The organism is Gordonia shandongensis DSM 45094 (genome assembly GCF_000423025.1).
Taxonomy (GTDB): domain Bacteria; phylum Actinomycetota; class Actinomycetes; order Mycobacteriales; family Mycobacteriaceae; genus Gordonia; species Gordonia shandongensis.
On record NZ_AUHE01000017.1, the window covers coordinates 1 to 22,709 of the forward strand.

A 22,709-nucleotide genomic window follows, 5' to 3' on the forward strand; every position below is an offset into this window, starting at 1 on the left:
AACACCAGACCGGTCGACTGTGGTCGACTGGTGAACGAAACACACACCACACGCCTGTGACGCGCCCTGTGTGCGTGACACGCGTGTGTGATGGCATCCACTATGTACTTCTGAAACAACACCAGCACCCCTGCCGGCAAGCCGCGGGGGGTGTGCGGGACAGTTTCATAGAGTTACGGCGGCTATAGCGGTGGGGAAACGCCCGGTCCCATTCCGAACCCGGAAGCTAAGCCCACCTGCGCCGATGGTACTGCACTGTAATGGGTGTGGGAGAGTAGGACACCGCCGAACACCATTGTTCAGCAGAGCCCCGGACCGGGTAACACCGGCCCGGGGCTCTCCTGCATTCACCGGCACGCCTACCATTGGGGCATGGGAATCAGCAGACCCGCCGACGGGAGCGAAGAGGTCAGTAAGGCCCCGCGCGCCCGGATGACGGGCGCACAGCGTCGCCTCCAGCTGATCGAGGTCGCGCGCGGACTGTTCGCCGAACGGGGATTCGAAGGCACCTCCATCGAGGAGATCGCGCAACGTGCGGGGGTCTCCAAACCGATCGTCTACGAACACTTCGGCGGCAAAGAGGGGCTCTACGCGGTCGTCGTCGACCGGGAGATGGAGACGCTGCTGGAGATGGTGACCTCATCGCTGACCAAGAACCGGTCGCTGTACCGGATTCAGCAGGTCGCCTTGGCGCTCCTGACCTACATGGAGGAACGGACCGACGGCTTCCGCATCCTCGTCCGCGGCGAGTCGACCGGCGGCGTCGGTGAGGACACGCGGTATTCGAGCCTTCTCAACGACGCGATCAGCCAGGTGGAGCACCTCCTGGCCGGCGACTTCGAACGCCGGGGATTCGACCCCGCGTTGGCTCCGCTCTATGCCCAGGCGCTGGTGGGCATGGTGTCGGTGACGGCCCAGTGGTGGCTGGACGTCCGTGAGCCCGCCAAAGAGGTCGTCGCCGCACACCTGGTGAACCTGTGCTGGAACGGTCTGACTCGCCTCGACCCGGCGCCGATGCTGGTCGGCTCGGAGTACAAGGAGACCACCCCGCCGACCGTCGCGCCGGACGTCAGGTCCGGCGCTGACGAACCCGGTCGATGACCGTCCCGATCGCCCAGAGCACGCCGACCAGGACGGTGGTCGAGACGACCTGTTCGCGGACCGATTCGGTGACGAGGGCGAGGACCACGATCGCGGCCAGCGCGACGAGGGTGAGCCACGACAGATACGGGTAACCCCACATCTTGAGGGGCAACGGGGTGCCGGCGCGGTCGGCCCGACGTCGCAGGACGATCTGGGCGGCGGTGATGGCCAACCAGGTGACGAGGAGGGTGGAGCCGACCATCGACAGGAAGCGTTCGAGGACGGCGGTTCCCCAGACGTACGAGGCCGGGACGGAGACGAAGCCGACGACGATGCTCGCGAGGACCGCGGTCACGGGCACCCCGTTGCGCGCCTTCCGGCGAGCCGCCGAGGGCGCCATGCGGCGGTCGGCGAGCGAGAACAGCATGCGGGAGGCCCCGTAGAGGTTGACGTTCATCGCCGACAAGAGGGCGATCACGATGACCGCACCCATCGCCGATCCGATCCACGGCAGGCCGACGGCGTCGAACACGCCGACGAACGGATCGGTCTTGATGCGTTCGTCTCCCGTCGGGAGGACCAGCAGGATGATGGCGACCGATCCGACGTAGAACAGCAGGATGCGCCAGACGATCGTGCGGATCGACTTGGTGACGCTGGGCCCGGGATCGGATGTCTCGGCGGCGGCGACGGCGATGATCTCGATACCACCGAACGCGAAGGCGATCACCAGGAGCGCGCCGGCGATGCCGCCGATGCCGTTCGGAGCGAACTCGCCGATGTTGTCCAGACCGGGCGACGGTTCGGTGAGCCACCCGAACAGGAAGGCGGCGCCGATCACCAGGAACAGGACGATGAAGAGGATCTTGATCAGTGCGAGCCAGAACTCCAACTCGCCGAAGTGGTTGACGCCCGAGAGGTTGAGTGCGCTGAACACCAGGACGAAGACGAGGGCCCAGCCCCATGCCGGCAGTATGCCGATCATCCCCGTGAGGAGTTCGGCGGCGGCGAGGGACTCCGTGGCGACGACGATCGTCATCTGAATCCACCACAGCCAGCCCATCATGAAGCCGGCTCCGGGACCGAGGGCCTTCCCGACGTAGTAGGAGAAGGCGCCGGGGTTCGGGTCGGCGGCGGCGAGTTCACCGAGCATCCGCATCACCGAGACGATGATCAGGCCGATGATCGCATAGGCGATCAGGGCGGCGGGGCCGGCGAGCGTGATGCCCTCGCCGGAGCCGACGAAGAGGCCGGCGCCGATCGCTGAGCCGAGGCTCATCATGATGAGGTGTCGGGGCCGCAGGTGGCCGCTCAGGCGGGAGTCGGTGACCTCGATCTCCGGGTCGCCCTGGTCGTTGCGCATCTGTCGAGCCTAAACCGAGAGGGTTCCGCTCGGGCCGCCCGGCGGTGGAACCGTGCCGACGCGCAGGGCTTCCAGGGCTACGACCGTCGGTAGTACCCTGGTGGCGTGCTGATTCGACCGACGCCCGGCACCGAGGCGGTCCCCGCGACCGCGCACGGCGTGCTGGCGGCCGTGGTCTCGATGATCCTCGGCGTCGGCGCCCACTCGCTGGGCGGCTCGCACATACCGACCGCAGCGCAGACGGTGCTGCTTCTCGGTCTGGCGCTCGGCGTCGGGCTGGTGCGCGGTCGTCAGGTGCGGTCGGTGGAGGCCGACCGCATCCGCGGCCGCGTCCGGATCGGCTGGGTCGGCGCACTGGCGACCCTGTCCGTCGGTCAGGCGGGCGCCCACCTGGTGCTGTCACTGATCGACGGGCACGGTGCACACGGTGCCGCGGAATCGATTCCGGGACCCGCCATGCTGTTCTGGCACATCGTCGCCGTCCCCGCCGCGGGGGCGATCCTCTTCCTCGCGGAACGCCTCAGCCGGGCGTGCAGCGGTCGGCTCGACCTCGCCCGGCTGCTGGTCGACGCCCCGGTCTCGGCGCCGGCGACCGTGGTCGGCCGCAGGACCGACCGCCGTGACGATCGACTGCACCCCGAACCGATGTCGACGGCATCCGGTGTCCGGGGCCCGCCCTGCCCGGTCTGACCCCCGACTGACCACCACACCCCGCAGCGCTGGACGCCGCGGGGCATGACGCCCATGCACGAGAGGCATTCCCATGGCGATGAGCAGTACCCGCATGTCTTCTTTCTCCAGCACCTCACATTCCGAAGCCCGTCCCGCTCGCACTCGCGCCCGGCGTCTCCGGGTCGGAGCGTTGTGCGCCACCGTGGCGCTCACCGGCTCCCTCGTCGCAGCCTGCGGCAGCGACGCCGAATCGACGTCCGACGCCGACGCCGTGTCGGTGTCCGACCAGTGGGTCAAGGCCGCCCGGTCGGGGATGACCGCGGCCTTCGGGACGCTCACGAATTCGTCGGACCACGACATCCGCGTGGTCTCGGCGCACTCGGACGCTGCGCAGACCACCGAGATGCACGAGGTGGTCGACAACGGTGGCGGCGGCACCACGATGCGTCGGAAGGACGGCGGCTTCGTGATCCCCGCCGACGGCAGCCTCACCCTGACGCCCGGCGGAGAGCACTTCATGCTGATGGCGATCCCGACGCCGATCACCACGGGCCGCAGCGTCGCGGTCACCATGCGCTTCGCCGACGGGTCGACGCGTCGATTCGATGCGCTCGCCCGCGACTTCGACGGGAATCAGGAGAACTACGCTCCCGGACACGACGGCGGTCACCGATGACCGGGGAGCAGCGGCGCGTCTCGCGGCGAGCCCTGCTCGCCGGTGGTGCGGGCCTCGCCGGTGCGGGTGTCGGGGCCGGTGCCCTCGGGGTGGCCCGTGAACGGCGTCCGCAGCGGGCCGCGTTCGGCGACGAGACCCTGCCGTTTCACGGTCGACACCAGTCCGGGGTGACGACGGCGCCGCAGGCCCACGCACAGTTCGTCGGTCTCGACCTCGTCGATCCGGGGGACGTCGGCACGGCGGCCGGCGTGTTGCGGGTGTGGACGCAGGACGCCGCACGGCTGACGCGCGGCGCCGCGGGGCTCTCGGACACCGAACCGGAGCTCGCCCGGCTGCCGGCGTCGCTGACCGTGACGGTCGGGCTGGGGGACCGGGTGTTCCGGGCGTCGGCACTGGCGCCGCACCGACCGTCGTGGCTCACGGCGCTCCCGGCGTTCGAGATCGACCGGCTCGATCCTCGCTGGGGACAGACCGACCTGCTGCTGCAGGTCGGCGCCGACGATCCGGTGACGCTCGCCCACGCCGTCCGGGTGCTCACCGCCTCGGTCCGTCGCAGCGTCCGGGTCCGCTGGGTTCAACGCGGTTTCCGGAACAGTCGCGGCACGGTGTCGGGGACCATGCGCAATCTCTTCGGTCAGGTCGACGGCACCGTCCAACCGTCGCTCGACGACCACGACGAGCTGCTGTGGGACGACGGTCGGGAGCAGTCGTGGATGGCCGGCGGCACCAGTGTGGTGCTGCGGCGCATCGCGATGCACATGGACGGGTGGGAGGCCCTCGACCGTCGCGGCCGGGAGCTCTCGGTCGGTCGACGGCTCGACACGGGTGCTCCGCTGACCGGGAACGACGAATTCGACGCCCCGGATTTCCAGGCGTCCCGAGGCGGTGTGAGCGTGATCCCGGCGTCGTCGCACATGGCCCGGGCTCATCGCAGGTCGCGCGAGGAGCAGTTTCTCAGACGCAGCTACAACTACGACGATCCGCCGAGCGGGGCCGTTCCCGGCTCCGCGGACACGTCGAACAGCGGGTTGATCTTCGCCGCATATCAACGCGACCCGGTCCGTCAGTTCGTGCCCGTGCAGCGGCGTCTCGCCGAGCACGACGACCTCAACGAGTGGACGACACCGATCGGATCGGCGGTGTACGCGATCCTGCCGGGGGCGACGGCGGGCAGACCGTTGGGTGCGGCGCTCTTCGATGCGGGAGGTGTTGCCTAGAATCAGGGGAGTGTCCACCCCTGCTGCGCCTTCTCCCGCTGTGCCCCCGTCTGCGGTCACCGGCCCGTCCCTGTCGGGACTGACGTCCGTCGCCCTGCGCGACGCCGCTTTCGACGCCCTGCGTGAGCGGGACGCGGACGTGCGACTCGACGTGACGGCGCCGGATGCCGCTCGCCCCCTGGTGATCGCGCATCTGGCGCTGGGTGCGCAGGCCCCCGTCCTGGTCGTCACGGCCAACGGTCGCGAGGCCGACGATTTGACGGCCGAGGTGACCGAACTGCTGCCGCCGGGGCCGGGCGGGACGCCCGTGGTGGCGCAGTTCCCGTCGTGGGAGACGCTCCCGCATGAACGACTCTCGCCGAGCGCCGACACCGTCGGTGCCCGCCTGGCGGTCCTCAACCGGCTGGCCGATCCGAGCGTCGCACCGCTGCGGGTGGTCGTCGCCACCGTCCGGTCGCTGGTCCAGCCGATGGCGCCCGGGTTGGGGCGGATGCGGGCGGTCACCCTCACCGAGGGGGCCGAGACCGAGTTCGAGGGGCTCGTGGAGCAGCTGGTCGAGATGGCCTACGAGCGGGTCGACATGGTCGGCGCCCGCGGCGAGTTCGCCGTGCGCGGCGGCATCCTCGACGTCTTCCCGACCACGGCCGACTACCCGGTCCGCGTGGAGTTCTGGGGTGACGAGATCACCGACGTCCGGGCGTTCTCCGTCGCCGATCAGCGCACGCAGCCGGAGATCGACACGTCGGTGGTGCACATCCACCCGTGCCGCGAGCTCGTCCTCACCGACGCCGTGCGGGCCAAGGCCGCCGACCTCGCCGAGTCGACGTCCGACGACGGCCTGCGTGACATGCTCGCGAAGCTCGCCGAGGGCATCCCGACCGACGGTATGGAGGCGCTCATCCCCGCGCTCGTCGACGGACGCATGGAGATGCTCTCGGAGGTGATGCCGGACGGGACCCGCATCCTGGTCCTCGATCCGGAGAAGGTGCGGACCCGTGCGGCCGATCTCGCGCGGACGGGGGTCGAGTTCCTGGAGGCGTCGTGGGACGCGGCGGCGCTCGGTGCGGCGGCGCCGGTGGCCGCCGGCGAGCCGGCGATCGACCTGAGCGCCAGCGCGTACCGAGGCGTCGACGAGGTTCGGGAGTCGACGCTCGCGGCCGGTCGGGCCTGGTGGACCCTGAGTCCGCTGGCGACGGGCTCCGGTGAGGAGCTCGAACTCGACCTGCGGCCCGGTCCGGCGCCGCACGGCGACCCCGACGAGCTCACCGAACTCATGGCGTCCCTCCGCGGACAGGTGGCCTCGGGGGGACGTGCGGCTCTCGTCGCGGCGGGCCGCGGCACGGCGGCGCGGTTCGTCGATCGTCTCGGCGAGGCGGAGGTCGCCGCCCGCCTGATGGAGGCGGGGCAGGAGCCGCCCGAAGACGCGGTCGGCGTCTATCACGGCGCCCTCCGGCACGGCATCGTCCTCCCGACGGCGGGTCTGGTCGTCGCGACCGAGGCCGATGTGACCGGTGCCCGTGTCGTCGGAGCGAAGGACGGTCGCCGGCTGCCCGCCAAACGGCGCAACCAGGTGGACCCACTGGCGCTGTCGGCGGGCGACCTGGTGGTCCACGATCAACACGGCATCGGCAAGTTCGTGGAGATGATCGAGCGGACCGTGTCGGGTGCGCGCCGCGAATACCTCGTCATCGAGTACGCCCCGGGGAAGCGCGGCCAGCCCGGCGACCGCCTGTTCGTGCCGATGGACTCCCTCGACCAGCTGTCGCGGTACGTGGGCGGCGAGCAGCCGTCCCTGTCGAAGCTCGGCGGCTCCGATTGGGCCAACACCAAACGCAAGGCGCGCAAGGCCGTCCGCGAGATCGCCGGCGAGCTGGTCCAGCTGTACGCGGCCCGGCACGCCGCCCCGGGATTCGCGTTCAGCGGGGACTCCCCGTGGCAGCGGGAGATGGAGGACGCCTTCGACTACACCGAGACCGTCGACCAGATGACGGTGATCGGTGAGGTGAAGGCCGACATGGAACGCCCGGTCCCGATGGACCGCGTCGTGGTGGGCGACGTCGGATACGGCAAGACCGAGATCGCGGTCCGCGCGGCGTTCAAGGCCGTCCAGGACGGCAAGCAGGTGGCCGTCCTGGTGCCGACGACGATCCTGGCCGGTCAGCACCTGCAGACCTTCGCCGAACGCATGGAGGGGTTCCCGGTGACCGTGCGCGGCCTGTCGCGTTTCACCGATGCCGCGGAGTCGGCGGAGGTCGTCGAACAGATGGCGTCCGGCGAGGTCGACATCGTGATCGGCACGCACCGGCTGCTGCAGACCGGCATCCGTTGGAAGGATCTAGGTCTGGTGATCGTCGACGAGGAACAGCGTTTCGGCGTGGAGCACAAGGAGCACATCAAGGCGCTCCGCACGCACGTCGACGTGCTGACGATGTCGGCGACGCCGATTCCGCGGACACTGGAGATGTCGATGGCGGGGATCCGTGAGATGTCGACGATCCTGACGCCGCCCGAGGAACGGCACCCCGTTCTCACCTATGTGGGCGCGTACTCGGCCAAGCAGGTCGGCGCCGCGATCCGTCGCGAGCTGCTGCGTGACGGGCAGGTGTTCTTCGTGCACAACCGGGTCTCGAGCATCGACAGGAAGGCCAAGGAGTTGGCCGACCTCGTGCCCGAGGCGCGGGTGGCGGTGGCGCACGGGCAGATGGGGGAGGACCGCCTCGAACGCACGGTCCAGGGGTTCTGGGACCGCGAGTACGACGTCCTGGTCTGCACCACCATCATCGAGACCGGACTCGACATCTCCAACGCGAACACGCTCATCGTCGACCACGCCGAGAACCTCGGACTCTCGCAGTTGCATCAGCTGCGCGGTCGCGTGGGACGCAGTCGCGAGCGCGGATACGCGTATCTGCTCTACAACGGTGACAAACCGCTCACCGAGACCGCCTACGATCGGCTCGCGACGATCGCGCAGAACAACGAGCTCGGTGCCGGCATGGCCGTCGCGCTCAAGGATCTCGAACTGCGCGGTGCCGGCAACGTGCTGGGGGCCGAACAGTCCGGGCATGTCGCGGGCGTCGGCTTCGACCTGTACGTCCGGCTGGTCGGCGAGGCCGTCGAAGCCTATCGCGCGGCGGCCGACGGTCAACCCGTCGAGACCCGGGAGGTCGGCGAGGTCCGGATCGACCTGCCGGTCGACGCGCACATCCCGGTCGAATACGTGGAGGCCGACCGACTCCGCCTCGAGGCGTACCGGAAGCTCGCGTCGGCGACCGCGGACGACGACGTCGACGAGGTGATGAGCGAACTGACCGACCGGTACGGCGAACCGCCGGTGGAGACGCAGCGTCTCGCGGCGATCGCCCGTCTCCGGTTGCGCTGCCGGGAGCGGGGCGTCACGGAGGTGGGGGTGGCCGGACAGTCGATCCGCGTGTCGCCGCTGCCGTTGCTCGACAGTCAGCAGGTGCGCCTGGCGCGCCTGTACGCGGCGGCGTCGTATCGGGCCGCGACCGACGTGGTGACCCTGCCGATCCCGCGGACCGGCGGCGTCGGTTCGGCGCGGCTGCGCGACACCGACCTCGTCGACTACCTGGTCACGTTCCTGCAGACGATCGTGCCGGTGGAGGCGGCGGTCGACTGACGTCGCACGCACGTCCTACGATCGGGTGGAGGCGGTCGGTGGTGAACGATCGAACGCCGGGAGCGCGCATGTCGAGAATGTCGAGGGTCGTCCTGATCCGGCACGGCAGAACGGTGTTGAATGCGGAGGGACGCATTCGCGGGTTGGCCGACCCCGAACTCGACGAGGCCGGTGTCGCGCAGGCGAGAGCGGCGGGCGAGGCGCTGCGCGACGCGGGGATCACCCGCGTGATCACCAGTCCGCTCAAACGGGCGGTGGCGACGGGCCGGGCGATCGCGGAGACGGTCGGCGTCACCGACGTGCAGGTCGACGAGGGCCTCAACGACCGTGATTACGGCGAGTGGACCGGACAGCTCCGCGCCGACGTGGTCGAGCGTTGGGGCAGCATCGACGATGCGCCGGGCGTCGAGCCGCGCGAGACGGTCCGCGACCGCGCTCTGCGCGCCCTGGACGCGCAGGCCGATCGTGCGGAGGGGCCGCTGCTGGTCGTCAGTCACGACGCCGTGATCCGGCCGCTGCTCGCCGCCTTCGATCCGACCCTGACGCCGCAGGTCGACACCGGATCGTGGGTGGTCCTGACGAGGTCGGACACCGGGTGGGTCGTGGAGTCGGTCGACAACCACCCCTGACTGGGAACAGCCCTGACGGCGGACCACCCGTGGCGCGGAGCAGGAGGACGACGAGGCGGCCGTCAGACCGCCAGGAGTCGATCGCGCACGGGCCGGCCCGCGCTGATGAGAGCCTCGCGGACCATCGCGACCTCGGCGTCGGTGGCCTCGAGGAGGGGCGCGCGCACGGCGGCGTACGCGGTGACCCCGACCTCGCGGAGCGCCGCCTTCGCGGTCACGACGCCCGGTGCCGACTTCATCAGGGCGATCGTCAGCGGTCGCACGGTGTCGTTGATCATGCGCGCGGTGCCGAGGTCGCCGGCGTCGACGGCGCCGATGAGCGCACGATGGTGGTCGGCGGCGACGGCGCCCACGACGCTCACCAGCCCGGAGGCGCCGGCCGCGAGGTACGGCAGGTTCAGCTCGTCGATGCCGCAGTAGTACGCGATCCCCGTCTCCGCCATCACCGACATGGCTTCGAAGAGGTCGCCCTTGGCGTCCTTGACGGCGAGGACGCGGGGATGGCGCGCCAGGTCGACGATGGTCTCGCGAGTCAACGGCATGCCGGTGCGGCCCGGGATGTCGTACAGCATCACCGGGAGGTCCGTGGCGTCGGCGATGGCCGTGCAGTGCGCCACGATCCCGGCCTGTGAGGGTTTGGAGTAGTACGGCGTCACGATCAGCAGGGCGTCGGCTCCGACCCCCGCGACGTCGCGGGCCATCGCGATGCTCTTCGCCGTGTGGTTGGTCCCGACGCCGACGACGATCCGTGCGGCGTGCCCGACGGCGGTGCGGACGTGGGCGGTGAGGGCGAGCAGCTCATCGTGGTCGAGGGTGGGGGCCTCGCCCGTCGTCCCCGCGACCACGATGCCGTCGCACCCGGTGGCGACCAGATGCTTGGCCACGGCGTCGATGCCCTTCACGTCGAGAGACCCGTCGGGGTTCATCGGTGTGGGCATGGCGACGAGGTTCGTTCCGAAGACCTCGCGCGCGGGACGCGTCGTGTTCTGCATGCCTCCATCCTGACGCCGACCGACCGTTCAGGACAAGCGAAGGGATCTGGACCTCAATCGTTAGAATGGCTGCATGATTGATGTGGGTGCCCTGAAGGCGCTGCGCGCGATCGCCGACCTGGGGACCATGGCGCGGGCCGCGGCCGAGCTGGGTTTCACGCCGTCGGCGATCTCCCAGCAGATCAAACGTCTCGAAGCGCAGGTCGGCGTGCGGCTCACGGCGCCCGCGGGACGGCGCGTGGTCCTGACCCCCGCCGGGCAGGCGCTCGTGGAGTACGCGCCGGACGTCCTCAACGCCCTCGAGAGATCGTTGTCGGCGGCACGCTCGGTGGACGCCGGCGCGCCGCGCGGCGTGGTGCGGATCGCAGCGTTCAGCACCGGCGTCCGCGGCATCATCGCCCCCGCGCTCCGCGGCGTGCACGCGAAACATCCGGAGGTCCGCGTCCAGGTGGTGGAACTCGATCCGGAGCCCGCCGTCTACGCGGTCGAGTCCGGGAGCGCCGACCTCGCCATGGTGCACGACGCCGACGGTGTGACCGTCGCCGTCCCCGACACCTTGGAACGCGCCCACCTGCACACCGACATCGGCGACCTGGTGCTCCCCGAATCGCATCCGCTCGCCACCGAGACGAGCCCGGTCGGGCGGGACCGGCTCGACGGCTGCCGCTGGGTGACGAGTCCGGCCGGAACCGTCTGCCACCGCTGGTTCGAGCGGCTGTTCGCCGGATCGGAGACGGCCCCCGACGTGGTGCACTCGGTCGACGACTTCGGCACCCAGATGGCGCTGGTGGCCGCGGGTGACGTCGTCGCGCTCATCCCGCGGCTGGCGCGCCCGACCGTCCCCGACGGCGTCGTCGTGCGGGAGCTGCAGGGCGCGCCGCGCCGCGAGGTGCACACCGTCTGGCGGTCGAGCGGTCAGGACGATCCCGCCCTGCGGGCCGTCCTCGCCGAACTCGGGTGACGACCGTCAGCGTCGCTCGGGGACCTCGATCGCCCCGTAGTTGAGGGTGCCGTGCGAGAACGACGGGACGAGCGGCCACTGGCGCTTGAAGTGCGCGCACTCCGACGACGGCAACACCTGCGCCCAGCGCGGGTCGCGTGCCGACCGTGACGCCATCGTCTTCTCCTTCACCATCGAGTCGTACTGATCGAGGGTGTCTTCCAGCGTGTTGGCGTTGAGCACGACCTCGCGGCCGTAGAACGCGGCCTGCTGCTTGACCCCCGGGATCTTCGACAGCTCCGGCTGCCAGTTGTCGGGGGCCATGCCGTTCTCCGACTGCACCCACACGCCGTCGGGCGTGTTCACGCACAGGGAGTGATTCCCGTCCGTGTGCCCCGGCGTCCACAGGAGGCTGACACCGACGCCCAGTTCGACGTCGCCGTCGAAGACCTCGAGCCGATCCTCGGGGACGCCGGCCATCCCGTTGTCGACGTACCACGCCCACTGCATCGGGTGCATCGACTCGAAGGTGCCGAGTTCCTTACGGTGCACGAGGAGCTTCGCGTTGGGGAACAGCGGCTCGCGCGGCGTGCTCTCGCCCTCGATCGGTTCGGTGGACCCCATGATCATCCGCACGTCCTGCACGTGGAGGTGGTCGAAACTCACGTAGTCGACGTCCTCATTGCGCAGGCCGAGGCTCGGGAGCACATCGTCCGGATCGTTGTAGTAGGTCGCGAAGAACTTCGCGACGCCCAACTTGTTGCCCAATGCCTGGATCTTGTCGTAGAAGGGCGCCTCCGCGGAACCCGCGGCCACCGTCGGCTCCCACACGAGGGTCTTGAGTTCGCCGTCGAAGCCCTGGAACTGGATCACCATCATCCGGTTGGTGATCGAGATGAACGGGTTCGCGTGGATCGAGTAGCCCTGGAACGCGAAGCGCGACGGGTACGGTGCCGTGGCGATGTCGACGGTGCGGATGGCCTCGACCCGTCCCTGCCGCACGAAGCGCTCGTGGTACTTCTCGGCGGCGGAACGGACGGCTTCGAGTCGGTCGCCGCGCGGCCAGATCTCGTGGACGCCGTCGAATTCGGGGATCGGGCGCAGGGTTGAGGTCGAGTGCGGGGTGGACGTGGTCTCGGGGGTCATGCGGGGTCTCCTTCGGTGTCTGTGGTGCCGGGCTCGCCCGTGTCTGTGGTGCCGGGCTCGCCCGTGTCGGCGGGCGGGGAGGGGCGGAAGGTCGTCGACTCGTAGGCCGCGCGGGCCGCGGTGTCGGCGGAAGCCACCTGGTCGGGGACCAGGACGCGCAGCACTTGGTCGCGGAGGAATTGCGGCAGAACGCCCGCCCAGCGGGTGAGCGGGCCCACGTAGGCGGGGATCGTGACCTCGAATCGGGGACGACGCACGGTGCGGACGACGGCGGCGGCCACCTCCGACGGCGTCAGCATCCGGGCCGCGCCGGTGGCGGTTCCGGCGGCGAGGTCGGTCTCGACGACGCCCGGCATGATCAGCGACAACTGGACGCCGGTGCCGCGCAACTCCTCGCGGACGCCGGTGAGGTAGCCGAGGACGCCGTGCTTGGTGGCCGCATAGGTGGCCTCGCCGGGCGGGGAGAGGCGGGAGGCGGCCGACGCGATCGTGACGATGTGGCCGCGGCCGCGGCTGCGCATCCGGGGTGCGACGGTCCGGACGCCGCGGATCACCCCGCCCAGGTTCACTCCGAGCATGCGGTCGGTGGCGGCGTCGGACTCGGCGTCGAACGGGCCGACCCACATGGTGCCGGCGTTGTTGACCAGCACGTCGAGCGGACCGAAGCGGTCTTCGACGGTGTCGACGAAGGCGCGGAACGAGGTGGAGTCGGTGACGTCGAGGCTCAGCCCGATCACCTCGCCGGGCAGTTCGGCCGCCGCGGCCGCGGCCGTGTCGCCGAGGTCGCCGACGGCCACGCGCGCCCCGGCGGCGGCGAGTTGTCGGGCGATCTCCCGGCCGATGCCGCGGGCTCCGCCCGTCACGGCGATGACCTGTCCTGCCAGGTCCGACGGGTCGCTCATCGTGCCTCCATCCGTAATGACATGACGATATGTCACATTCGTTGGTGCGACTATGCCACGATGCGTCTGCGCGGGGCAAGAGGTCGGGGTGCAACAGGCCGGGGTACAACAGGCCGGGTTACACAGGCCGGGGGCACGAGGTCGGGCGGCGACAGACGAAGGAGCAGGCGTGGGCAGGCGGTATGCGGGCATCGCGCTCGAACAACGGACGCAGCTGCGGCGCGCAGCGCTCCTGGCCAGTGCGCTGGAGAACTTCGGGACCGCCGGCTATGCGGCCACATCCGTCAAGCAGATCTGCCTGACCGCGGAACTCACCGAACGGTACTTCTACCAGTCCTTCGCCGACCGTGAAGACGCCCTCGCAGCCCTGTACGACGACCTGTCGACCGCGATGCGCGAGGCCACCGTCGCGGCCGTCGCAGCCGTCGACGGCGACGACATCGACGCCGTGGCGCGAGCCGGACTGGCCGCCTTCATCGGCTACCTCACCGACGACCCGCGGCGAGCACGCGTGGTGCTCATCGAGGTGGTCGGGGTGTCGTCGACCATGGAGCGACGCCGACACGACGTGCTCAGTGACTTCGCCGCCGTCGTCTCCTCGGTGTGGGCCGCCGGCGGCCACGAACTGGGTTCCCGCGAACGCTCGCTGGCCGTTGCTCTCGTCGGCGCGGTGAACCACCTGCTCGTCGACTGGCTGCTCGGCGACCGCCGACAGGACGTCGCCGAACTCGTCGACGTCTGTGAACTGCTGTTCGCGGCGGCCGCCGAGAAGGTCGTCCGCTGATCGACGGCCTCGGGCCGAGGGATTATCGCCCCGCTTCGGCGCGGTCGGGCGGGTGCCGGCCGTCGAGCGACTAGCCTCGGAGTCGATAGTGATCGCGGGAGGAGATTTCATGGCCGTCGTGCTGCTCGACCCGACCCGGCCCGACCTGATCCCCGCCGGCGCGGTGGCATTCCTGGCGGACACCGTCGCGGTGACCGAGGACGTGCACCCGTCGGTGTTGTGGGAGTTGCCGTCGTACGAACTCACCGCGCTCGTCGGCGACGACGGCACCAAGACTCTCGTCAGCTCCGACCGCGAACACCCGGCGGTGCAGGCGCGTATCCGCGCCGGGGAGATCGTCGTCGAGGGGCACCCGAAATCGGGCGGCACTCTGCTCAAAGCGGTCGAGTTGATGGACACGCTGCGTCGGACGGGGCCGTGGGAGCGGCTGCAGACGCACCATTCCCTGCGGCGCTACCTCCTCGAGGAGGTGTACGAGCTCCTCGACTCGATCGACCACGGTACGTCCGCGGAACTGCGCTCCGAACTCGGTGACGTGTTGCTGCAGGTGCTGTTTCACGCGCGGATCGCCGCGGACGCCGCCGTCGACTCGTTCGACATCGACGACGTGGCGCAGAGTTTCATCGACAAGGTGTCGTCCCGGACGCCCGGCGTGCTCGGCGGTGACCACAGTGATCTCGACAGGCAGATCGACGAATGGGAACAGGCCAAGGCGGCCGAACGCGCGGCGTCGAGCGTGCTCGACGGTGTCGTGACCACGCAGCCCGCACTGAGCCTGGTCCAGAAGGTGTTCGAACGTCTCGCCGGAGCCGATTTCCCCGTCGCGGCGGTGAGCCCGTCGCTCTACCGGGTCGACGTGCCCTTCCGGAAGCACATGGCGAGCAGCGTGGAGGACGATCTGCGCCGCCGCGCGATCGCCCTGATGGACGACGTCCGGCGCGCCGAAGCGGCCGCCGGTGAGGACGGCGTGGTGCCCCGCGACGAGAACACCTGGCGCAAATACCTCGGCATGGACTTCCTCGACGAGGCCGCCGCCCCCGGGGCGACAGACTGTGACGACGGCGCCGACGATGAGGAGGTCCTCCTCGACGATGCGGACGACGAGGATCTGGCCGACCTCGCCGACTACGCCGATGAGGACTACGCCGATCAGAACCATGCCGATCAGAACCATGCCGACGCAAGCGATGCCGACGATCGCTATGCCGACGATGACTACGAGGAGACCATCGTCGACGAAGACCCCGTGGCTCGCGGGAAGAAGGGCAAGAAGCGCAAGGTGAAGGGCGTCAAGGTCAAGAAGAAGGTGCCCGACATCGTCGTGCACGAGAAGTGGAGTGCGGCCGGCGAATAGGGACCCACCCGCCCGTTTTTGTCGTAGGCACGCGCTAGTGTTCACACAACAGTACGAACACGGTGCGGTGTATCTCACCGATCGGGTCGGCAAGGGGTGGGGGCGATGTCGGATCTCGACAGCATCTCGATGGATGCGAAGCCGGAACCCGAGCTGCCCGACGATCCGGGGTCGTTGGTGGCGGTCCTAGAGGCCGCGGCAGCCAAGCTGACCGCGACCGGGTGGACGCCAGTCACCGAGACAAGCTTATTGGTCGCCGCACACACGCTGCAGCGGGTGCGTCGACGGTTGGACGCGGCGGCTGCCGACGTCGTCGTCGAGGTCTCGGATCGGGGAGCATTTCGGACTGCGGGATACCTGTCGGTGCACCAGTACCTGGCTCAAGGGTTGCGGATGGGTGGCGGCGCGGCACGTCGGCAACGAGTGACCGCGCAAGCCATCGGATCGTTCACCGGGATATCGGGGCAGACACTCGAACCAGCACGACCGGCGACCGCTGCGGCCGTTGCGGACGGCGCCATCGGCACCGAGCACGTCATGGTCATCGACGAGATCTGTCAGCGGATTCCGACAGCAGTCACCCCGGAGACGCGGGCACAGGCCGAGGCAGACTTGGCGGCCGCGGCCCGCGACCTAACTCCCGAGGGAATCCGGTTGGTCGGGGTGCGATTGCTGGCGCACCTCGATCCGGACGGGCAGCTAACCGACGACGCCGACCGGCATCGTCTCCGGTCGCTCGTCGTAGGTGGGCAGGATCGGCAATTGATGAGCCGTCTGCATGCCCGCATGACGCCGGTGTTGCGCGCAGAACTGGGGGTCGTCCTCCAGGGGTGGGCCGCGCTTGGGATGAATAACCCCGACGACCCGGCGTCGCCGGCCGGTCCGGAATCGGCCGCCGACCCGACGGCATTGGCAGCGGCTGCACAACGTGACCGGCGAGGCCTGGCGCAGCGCCAGCACGATGCATTACTGGCGTTGGTGCGGGCTGGACGCGCCCAGACGGGAACCCTCGACGGTTCACTGCGGTCGGAGTTGGTCATCACGATCACCGACGTGAACCACATCCACCACGCCGAGTTCCTAGGCGATACCGCGGGGCGACACCCGCCGCCCCGGCGGACCCGATCGGATGTCGAATAGCCGTCAGGCGTCAAACAGTCGCTGCCCCCACCACTCGCCGGCCGCGAGTCCCGGTGGGATGGCGAAGTTCGCGGAGCCGTTCGGAATCAGATACTCGGTCATCGCGTCCTTACGCGACAGCTTGTGCTGGATCGGGACGAACTGTTTGAACGTGTCTCGGTTGAAGGCGATGAAGAACAGCCCGGCATCCAGGTGGCCGAAACCGTCGGACCCGTCGGTGAAGTTGTAGCCGCGCCGCAAGATCTGGACGCCGTCGTTCTGCGCCGGATGCGCTAACCGGACGTGCGCGGTCGCCGGGATGATCGGCGCCCCGTACGACGTGATCTGGAAATCGGGGTCGTCGAACTCGTCATCCTGGCCTAGCGGCGCACCGGAGCCCTTGGTGCGGCCGACGATGGTCTCCTGTTCCTGCAGATGCGCGCGATCCCACGGTTCGATGTCCATGCGGATGCGCCGCGCCACCAGGTAGGTACCGCCGGTCATCCACTGCGCGGCGGGCGGATTGTCGTCGCGGCCGACCCACACCCACCTGTCGAGCGCCCCGGTGTCCTCCGCGCGGAGGTTCGCGGTCCCGTCCTTGAACCCGAACATGTTGCGCGGCGTTTCCTGCGATCTCGTGGTGGACGACGTCCGGCCGAATCCGAGTTGCGACCACCGCACCGAGACGACGCCGACACCGATTCGTGCGAGATTCCGGATCGCATGCACGGCGACCTGGGGGTCGTCGGCGCAGGCTTGGATGCAGATGTCACCGTACGAGCGTGCGGGTTCGATCTTCTCCTGCGCGAAGATCGGCAAATCCGCCAGCGCAGCCGGTTTGCGACGGGCGAGACCGAACCGGTCGGCGCGGTGCGGATCCGAAGCGCTGGGGCCGAACAATCCCGGTCCGAACCCGATCGTGAGCGTCAGATGCGCCGGCGACAACCCGAGCGCCTCGCCGGTGTCGGCGGGCGGCGTGTACGGCCCGAGGTCGAGAGCGCCGCCTGGTTCGGTGGCCTCGCCGCGCGTCATGCGTTCGGCAGCGGTCGTCCACTTCTTGAGCATGTCGATCAGGGCGTCACGAGAATCGGTGATGACGTCGAACGCCGCGAAATGCAGTCGATCCTGCGCCTCGGTGGTGATCCCCGCCTGATGCGCTCCCTGGAACGGCACGACCCGCTCGGGGTCGTCGCCCCGACGGCCGCCGATCGCGGCGCCCAGGGCGCCGCCGCCCGCGAGCCCGGCCGCCACGCCGGCCCCCGCGACACCGAGCACCGTGCGGCGCGAGACACCGGCCGACGCCTCCGGCGCCCCCTCGTCGGGATGTCCGCCGGGATGTCCGTCGGGATGTCCCGGTTGCACTGTGTTCTCGTCGCTCAACGCACCTCTCCTGCCTCGCCGCTCGCCGGTGGGCGGCCGATCGGCTCATCTACTTCTGCATCACCAGACCCGGCACCCGCGAAAGCGTTGCCGAGAGCGCGTCGACCCGGTCGGACAGCTCACGACGGGTCGCGGCGTCGACCGTGGCGTACGAGACGTATCCGTCTCCCTGCCGCAGCGATTCGATCGCGCCCCGGATCGCGGTGAACTGCGCGGTGATCGTGTCCATCAGCTTCTGGTCGCGCGCCGCGATCATCGGGGCCAGCTCACCGATCAGGGTCTCCGAGCCGTCGATGTTGGCGGCGAAGTCGTACAGGTCGGTGTGGCTGTACCGGTCCTCCTCACCCTTGACCTTCGTCTTGGCGATCTCGTCGATGAGCGCTTGGGGGCCGGCGACGAACATCTGCGTCTCGAACTCGAAGTCCTTCTTCGCCACCTCGTCACGGAGCTCGGTGACATCGGCCAGCAGCCGATCGGCGACGGTGTCGATCGCGCCCTTGGTGTCGTCGGTCGCGGCGCGCGCCGCATCGTCGGGCGAGACCTGGCCGGGCTCGTCGCCGACCTCGTCGGGCTTCGGCGGGAACAGGAACCGCTCGATCCGGTGGAAGCCGGTGAACTCCTGCGTGCCGCCCTCGGTGTCGTCCCACCGCATGTCGATCTTGGGATCGAGGTCCGGGAACGACTCGGCGACCGGTTCGATGCGCTCGTAGAACGTCCGGGTGAGGCCGAATGAGGCGCGCGCTGCATCGAGATCGCCGCCCTTCACCGCGCCGGTGAACGTCGCGACCTGCGAGACCAGTCCGTTGAGCTGCCCGCGCACATACTCCAGATAGCGGGCTTTGGCCGCTTCGACGTCGGCGGGCGCCTGACTCTTCTGCGTGGCCTCGCCCGTGACGGAGACGTCGGACCGGATGCCGGTGCCGACCATGCCGGGCTTGCAGGCGACGGAATACGTACCCGGGTCGGTGAACTCCGCGCTCAACTTCCCCTTCATCCCCGGGGCGATGTTCTCGACCTCGGCGAGCACCCGATTGTTCTGCCCGTACACGTAGAACTCGGTGACCTTGCCGCCGTTGTTCGTGATCTCGAAATCGGTGCGGCCGGTGGTGAGGTCGGTCGTCGAGAGGTCGCAGGCGTCGTCGGTGGACGTCACGGCGACCGCACCGTCGCCGGTCGACTTCGCTTCGCACGCGACCACGGTCAGGGGGACGGCGATGACGGCACCGAGGGCGACGACCGTGCGCACGATGGGGATGCGCACGATGGGGATGTGCACGGCGGGGGTGCGCACGGTGGGGGCGGAGTGGGGCATGGACTTCCTTTCCGGTGGTGACCGTCGAACGGGAACGTCGAGGATCGGTGACGGCTGTCGGGGTCGGCCGGTGTCAGGCGGCCGGTTCGTCGGCAGGCGCGGACCGTGACGCGGCCGACCTGTCGGGGAGTCCGCGGACGGCGAACAGTGGTCCGACGACCCCGAGGTAGGCGACCCACGCGATCACCTGCAGCCACGACGGGTCGGGGCGGACGTTGAAGACGCCGCCGAGGATGACCCCGTACCAGGCGTTCTGGTCGTACCAGGACGAGGCGTTGAACGCGGTGCCCTCCAGGAGCGGTAGCCAGCCGACGGTCTGGAGTGCGCCGATCCCGTAGGTGAGGATCCCGGCGGCGACGACGATGAGGAAGAACCCCGTGTACGTGAAGAACGTGCGGAAGTCGATGGCGATGGCGCCGCGATAGAGCAGCCATGTCAGGACGACGGCGATGACGATGCCGATCAGCAGTCCCAGCAGTGGCCGGATTCCGCCCGAGACGCTCTCCGCGTAGCTGACCATCAGCAGGGCGGTCTCGAAACCCTCGCGTCCGACGGCGAGAAACGCCAACCCGAAGACGGCGACACCGCCGGCGGTGAGGGCGGCGGTCATCCCCGATTTCAGGTCGCCGGAGATGTGGGCGGCGGCTTGTCGCATCCACAGCACCATCCCGGTGACGATGCCGACCGCGATGAGCGAGGCGATGCCGGCGAGCAGTTCGGCGGCGAACGGGGAGATCGTCGACGAACCGAATTGGATGATCAGGAAGGTTCCGATCATGAGTGCCAGGGCGGCGGCGACGCCGAGCCAGATCCATCGGAGGGCGTCACGGCGGTCGGATTTCACGGCGAACGCCACGAGCACCATCACGACGATTCCGGCTTCGAGGCCTTCGCGGACCCCGATGAGTCCGCTGCCCACCATCTGGGTGATGACCGATGGGGTCCCCTGTGCGATCACACTCGTCATAGATCGATTCCTGCCGGGAACGAGCCCGTCGCTGCCGGCGAACTCTGACTTGTGGTGCGCAACTCAGAATAACGCATGTTGGGTGAGGCTGGCCTAAGTGTTGGTCTCGGTGGTCGGGTCAGTACCCGTCACCCGGGCGGCATCCGCGGCGTCCGTCGCCCCGCCCGACCGTCACGGCGCCGACGGGGAACCCGCGCGTCGGTTCGGTCGTTGACACTCCGATATGGCACCCTTGGGCCTGGTCAGAAGCGATGCGGAGGAGTGAATCGGTGGCGAGATCGACGGTGGCGGGCGGCGCGAGAGCCGCGCGTGCGGTCACCAATGCGCGCCGTCGTCGCCGGCTCGTCGGCCCCGCGGCAGTGATGATCGTCGCAGTCACGGCATCGTGCGGCATGCAGATGCCGTGGGACAAACCCGACATCCCCGATGGTCTTCCGCCCGGAGTCGGGGTGCAGCAGCCGTACATCGACATCAATGCGCCGGGACGCACCGCCGAGTTGATGCGCGAGTGGGCCACCCCGATCTCCGACGCCACGAGCATCCCGCTGGTCTCGGTGGAGGCGTACGGCAACGCCGCCGAGATCCAACGGCAACAGCACCCCGAATGCGGCATCGGCTGGACCACACTCGCCGGGATCGCCGCCGTGGAGACCAAACACGGACGACACGGCGGATCGGGCGTCGACGCCAACGGTGACGTCCGCCCCAAGATCCGGGGGCCGCAGCTCGACGGGACCAACGGGAACCGCGAGATCCTCGACACCGACGGGGGACGGCTCGACGGCGACAGGAAATACGACCGCGCGATGGGGCCGTTCCAGTTCATCCCCGAGACATGGCTGCGATACGGCGTCGACGCCAACGGCGACGGTCGCGCCGACCCGGACAACATCGACGACGCCGCGCTCTCGGCGGCGCGCTACCTGTGCGCATACGCCGGCGGGGACATGACGACCGCGGAGGGCTGGGAGCAGGGCGTGCACGCCTACAACAACTCCACCCAGTACGTGCTCGACGTCCGCAACCACGCGAACGCGTACTCCGTGAACGTCCGCTACTGAACTGCGTTTATCCTTGACACGTACCTGTCGGCGACCACCGGTCCGCCGACCCGACGAACTGAATTGGGGCTGACAAGTGGCAATTATCGAGCAGGTGGGCGCGCGCGAGATCCTCGACTCCCGCGGCAACCCGACCGTCGAGGTCGAGGTGGTCCTGGACGACGGCACGTTCTCGCGTGCCGCGGTGCCCTCGGGCGCGTCGACCGGTGAACACGAAGCCGTCGAACTGCGCGATGGCGGCGACCGCTACCTCGGCAAGGGCGTCAAGAAGGCCGTCGAGGCCGTCCTCGGCGACATCGCGCCCGAGGTGATCGGCATCGAGGCCGACGATCAGCGCGTTCTCGACCAGACGCTCGTCGACCTCGACGGCACCCCCGACAAGTCCCGTCTCGGCGCGAACGCCCTGCTCGGTGTCTCGTTGGCGGTCGCGAAGGCGGCCGCCGAGTCGGCCGGACTGCCGCTGTTCCGCTACGTCGGCGGCCCCAACGCGCACATCATGCCGGTGCCGATGATGAACATCATCAACGGCGGCGCCCACGCCGACAACGGCATCGACTTCCAGGAGTTCATGATCGCGCCGACCGGTGCGTCGTCGTTCACCGAGTCGCTGCGCTGGGGTGCCGAGGTGTACCACTCGCTGAAGTCGGTTCTGCACAAGCAGGGGCTGAGCACCGCGCTCGGTGACGAGGGCGGGTTCGCGCCCGACCTGCCGAACACGGAGGCGGCGCTCGCGGTGCTGGCCGAGGCCGTCGAGAAGGCCGGCTACTCGTTCGGCTCCGACATCGTCGTCGCCCTCGATTCGGCGTCGACGGAGTTCTACCGCGACGGGGCCTACCAGTTCCAGGGCAAGCCGTACTCGGCCGAGGAGATGGTGGCCTTCTACGAGAAGTTGATCGCCGACTTCCCGATCGTCTCGATCGAGGACGGTCTCGGCGAGGACGACTGGACCGGGTGGGCGGCGCTCACCGAAGCCATCGGCGACAAGGTGCAGCTCGTCGGCGACGATCTGTTCGTCACCAACCCGGAGCGCCTCGAGGACGGCATCACCAGGGGCATCGCGAACGCTCTGCTGGTGAAGGTCAACCAGATCGGCACGCTCACCGAGACGCTCGACGCGGTCGCGCTCGCCCACAACAACGGCTACAAGTCGATGATGAGCCACCGCAGCGGCGAGACGGAGGACACCACGATCGCCGACCTGTCGGTGGCGTGCGGTTCGGGCCAGATCAAGACCGGTGCGCCGGCCCGCTCGGAGCGTGTCGCGAAGTACAACCAGCTGCTCCGCATTGAGGAGGGTCTCGGTGACGCCGCGCGCTACGCCGGTGACCTGGCGTTCCCACGCTTCTCGTTCGGTGCGTGATTAGCTAGAGGTCATGGCAGTGGGCGAGACCGGGCGCGGAGGGCGCGGACGGGGTGATCGGCGGAGGAGATCCGCCGGGACGTCCCGTCCGTCGTCGCGTCGCGCCCGGTCC

19 protein-coding genes and 1 rRNA gene are annotated in these 22,709 nt (G+C 69.4%); 13 read left to right on the forward strand and 7 right to left on the reverse strand.

Features of this window, described 5'->3' with window-relative positions; translation table 11 throughout:
- Nucleotides 1-174 precede the first annotated feature (174 nt).
- Nucleotides 175-291, forward strand: a 5S ribosomal RNA gene (gene rrf, locus G528_RS0112805).
- A gap of 81 nt (nucleotides 292-372) precedes the next feature.
- The gene (locus G528_RS0112810) at nucleotides 373-1,101 is read left to right on the forward strand and encodes a TetR/AcrR family transcriptional regulator (RefSeq protein WP_026919322.1); all 729 of its coding nucleotides are present in this window, start codon (nucleotides 373-375) and stop codon (nucleotides 1,099-1,101) included.
- On the opposite strand, the gene G528_RS0112815 is transcribed toward G528_RS0112810, so the two are convergent.
- Complete coding sequence (locus G528_RS0112815; RefSeq protein WP_026919323.1) at nucleotides 1,070-2,446, reverse strand: amino acid permease; 1,377 nt, start codon at nucleotides 2,444-2,446, stop codon at nucleotides 1,070-1,072. The two genes, G528_RS0112810 and G528_RS0112815, sit on opposite strands and share 32 nt — an antisense overlap.
- Before the next feature lie 105 nt (nucleotides 2,447-2,551).
- On the opposite strand from G528_RS0112815, the gene G528_RS0112820 reads away from it, so the two are divergent.
- The 5 genes from G528_RS0112820 (at nucleotide 2,552) to G528_RS0112840 (ending at nucleotide 9,280) form a co-directional block, all read left to right on the forward strand.
- Nucleotides 2,552-3,136 carry a hypothetical protein gene (locus G528_RS0112820; RefSeq protein WP_026919324.1) on the forward strand — a complete coding sequence of 195 codons (585 nt, stop codon included), beginning with the start codon at nucleotides 2,552-2,554 and terminating at the stop codon, nucleotides 3,134-3,136.
- Nucleotides 3,137-3,308: 172 nt separating this feature from the next.
- Nucleotides 3,309-3,794, forward strand: a complete 486-nt coding sequence (locus G528_RS0112825) for a copper chaperone PCu(A)C (protein WP_026919325.1) — start codon at nucleotides 3,309-3,311, stop codon at nucleotides 3,792-3,794.
- A complete protein-coding gene (locus G528_RS0112830) occupies nucleotides 3,791-5,011 on the forward strand; it encodes a Dyp-type peroxidase (protein WP_026919326.1) in 1,221 nt (406 codons plus the stop codon). Before G528_RS0112825 ends, G528_RS0112830 begins: the two co-directional genes overlap by 4 nt.
- Nucleotides 5,012-5,021: 10 nt before the next feature.
- Nucleotides 5,022-8,651, forward strand: a complete 3,630-nt coding sequence (mfd, locus tag G528_RS0112835) for a transcription-repair coupling factor (RefSeq protein WP_245569766.1) — start codon at nucleotides 5,022-5,024, stop codon at nucleotides 8,649-8,651.
- A gap of 68 nt (nucleotides 8,652-8,719) precedes the next feature.
- Nucleotides 8,720-9,280, forward strand: coding sequence for a histidine phosphatase family protein (locus G528_RS0112840; RefSeq protein ID WP_051198807.1), 561 nt, complete (start codon nucleotides 8,720-8,722; stop codon nucleotides 9,278-9,280).
- Between the two features lie 62 nt (nucleotides 9,281-9,342).
- Here the strand turns inward: G528_RS0112840 and dapA are convergent, their stop codons facing one another.
- Nucleotides 9,343-10,272 (reverse strand): 4-hydroxy-tetrahydrodipicolinate synthase, encoded by a 930-nt coding sequence (gene dapA, locus G528_RS0112845; RefSeq protein ID WP_026919329.1) that lies wholly within the window; start codon nucleotides 10,270-10,272, stop codon nucleotides 9,343-9,345.
- 73 nt (nucleotides 10,273-10,345) lie between these two features.
- Here dapA and G528_RS0112850 point away from each other — a divergent pair, with 73 nt between their 5' ends.
- Entirely contained in the window at nucleotides 10,346-11,233 is an 888-nt protein-coding gene (locus G528_RS0112850; protein WP_026919330.1) for a LysR family transcriptional regulator, read from the forward strand.
- Between the two features lie 6 nt (nucleotides 11,234-11,239).
- Here the strand turns inward: G528_RS0112850 and G528_RS17475 are convergent, their stop codons facing one another.
- Complete coding sequence (locus tag G528_RS17475) at nucleotides 11,240-12,358, reverse strand: MBL fold metallo-hydrolase (RefSeq protein WP_035720015.1); 1,119 nt, start codon at nucleotides 12,356-12,358, stop codon at nucleotides 11,240-11,242.
- Complete coding sequence (locus tag G528_RS17480) at nucleotides 12,355-13,260, reverse strand: SDR family oxidoreductase (protein WP_051198809.1); 906 nt, start codon at nucleotides 13,258-13,260, stop codon at nucleotides 12,355-12,357. Before G528_RS17480 ends, G528_RS17475 begins: the two co-directional genes overlap by 4 nt.
- A gap of 169 nt (nucleotides 13,261-13,429) precedes the next feature.
- Here G528_RS17480 and G528_RS0112865 point away from each other — a divergent pair, with 169 nt between their 5' ends.
- The 3 genes from G528_RS0112865 to G528_RS17485 all read left to right on the forward strand — a co-directional run bounded on the left by G528_RS0112865 (nucleotide 13,430) and on the right by G528_RS17485 (nucleotide 16,538).
- Nucleotides 13,430-14,044, forward strand: coding sequence for a TetR/AcrR family transcriptional regulator (locus tag G528_RS0112865; protein WP_026919331.1), 615 nt, complete (start codon nucleotides 13,430-13,432; stop codon nucleotides 14,042-14,044).
- A gap of 109 nt (nucleotides 14,045-14,153) precedes the next feature.
- Nucleotides 14,154-15,398 carry a nucleoside triphosphate pyrophosphohydrolase gene (locus tag G528_RS0112870; protein WP_026919332.1) on the forward strand — a complete coding sequence of 415 codons (1,245 nt, stop codon included), beginning with the start codon at nucleotides 14,154-14,156 and terminating at the stop codon, nucleotides 15,396-15,398.
- Between the two features lie 105 nt (nucleotides 15,399-15,503).
- The gene (locus tag G528_RS17485) at nucleotides 15,504-16,538 is read left to right on the forward strand and encodes a DUF222 domain-containing protein (protein WP_156890442.1); all 1,035 of its coding nucleotides are present in this window, start codon (nucleotides 15,504-15,506) and stop codon (nucleotides 16,536-16,538) included.
- 3 nt (nucleotides 16,539-16,541) lie between these two features.
- Here the strand turns inward: G528_RS17485 and efeB are convergent, their stop codons facing one another.
- From efeB to efeU, 3 genes are all read right to left on the reverse strand, one after another.
- A complete protein-coding gene (gene efeB, locus G528_RS17490; protein WP_051198813.1) occupies nucleotides 16,542-17,879 on the reverse strand; it encodes an iron uptake transporter deferrochelatase/peroxidase subunit in 1,338 nt (445 codons plus the stop codon).
- A 67-nt stretch (nucleotides 17,880-17,946) separates the two neighbouring features.
- Complete coding sequence (gene efeO / locus G528_RS0112885) at nucleotides 17,947-19,209, reverse strand: iron uptake system protein EfeO (RefSeq protein WP_084638210.1); 1,263 nt, start codon at nucleotides 19,207-19,209, stop codon at nucleotides 17,947-17,949.
- 73 nt (nucleotides 19,210-19,282) lie between these two features.
- Entirely contained in the window at nucleotides 19,283-20,176 is an 894-nt protein-coding gene (gene efeU, locus G528_RS0112890) for an iron uptake transporter permease EfeU (RefSeq protein WP_026919334.1), read from the reverse strand.
- A gap of 362 nt (nucleotides 20,177-20,538) precedes the next feature.
- On the opposite strand from efeU, the gene G528_RS0112895 reads away from it, so the two are divergent.
- Both G528_RS0112895 and eno read left to right on the forward strand, forming a co-directional pair.
- Complete coding sequence (locus G528_RS0112895) at nucleotides 20,539-21,237, forward strand: lytic transglycosylase domain-containing protein (RefSeq protein ID WP_051198835.1); 699 nt, start codon at nucleotides 20,539-20,541, stop codon at nucleotides 21,235-21,237.
- A gap of 76 nt (nucleotides 21,238-21,313) precedes the next feature.
- Nucleotides 21,314-22,597 carry a phosphopyruvate hydratase gene (gene eno, locus G528_RS0112900; protein ID WP_026919336.1) on the forward strand — a complete coding sequence of 428 codons (1,284 nt, stop codon included), beginning with the start codon at nucleotides 21,314-21,316 and terminating at the stop codon, nucleotides 22,595-22,597.
- The last annotated feature ends 112 nt before the right edge of the window (nucleotides 22,598-22,709 follow it).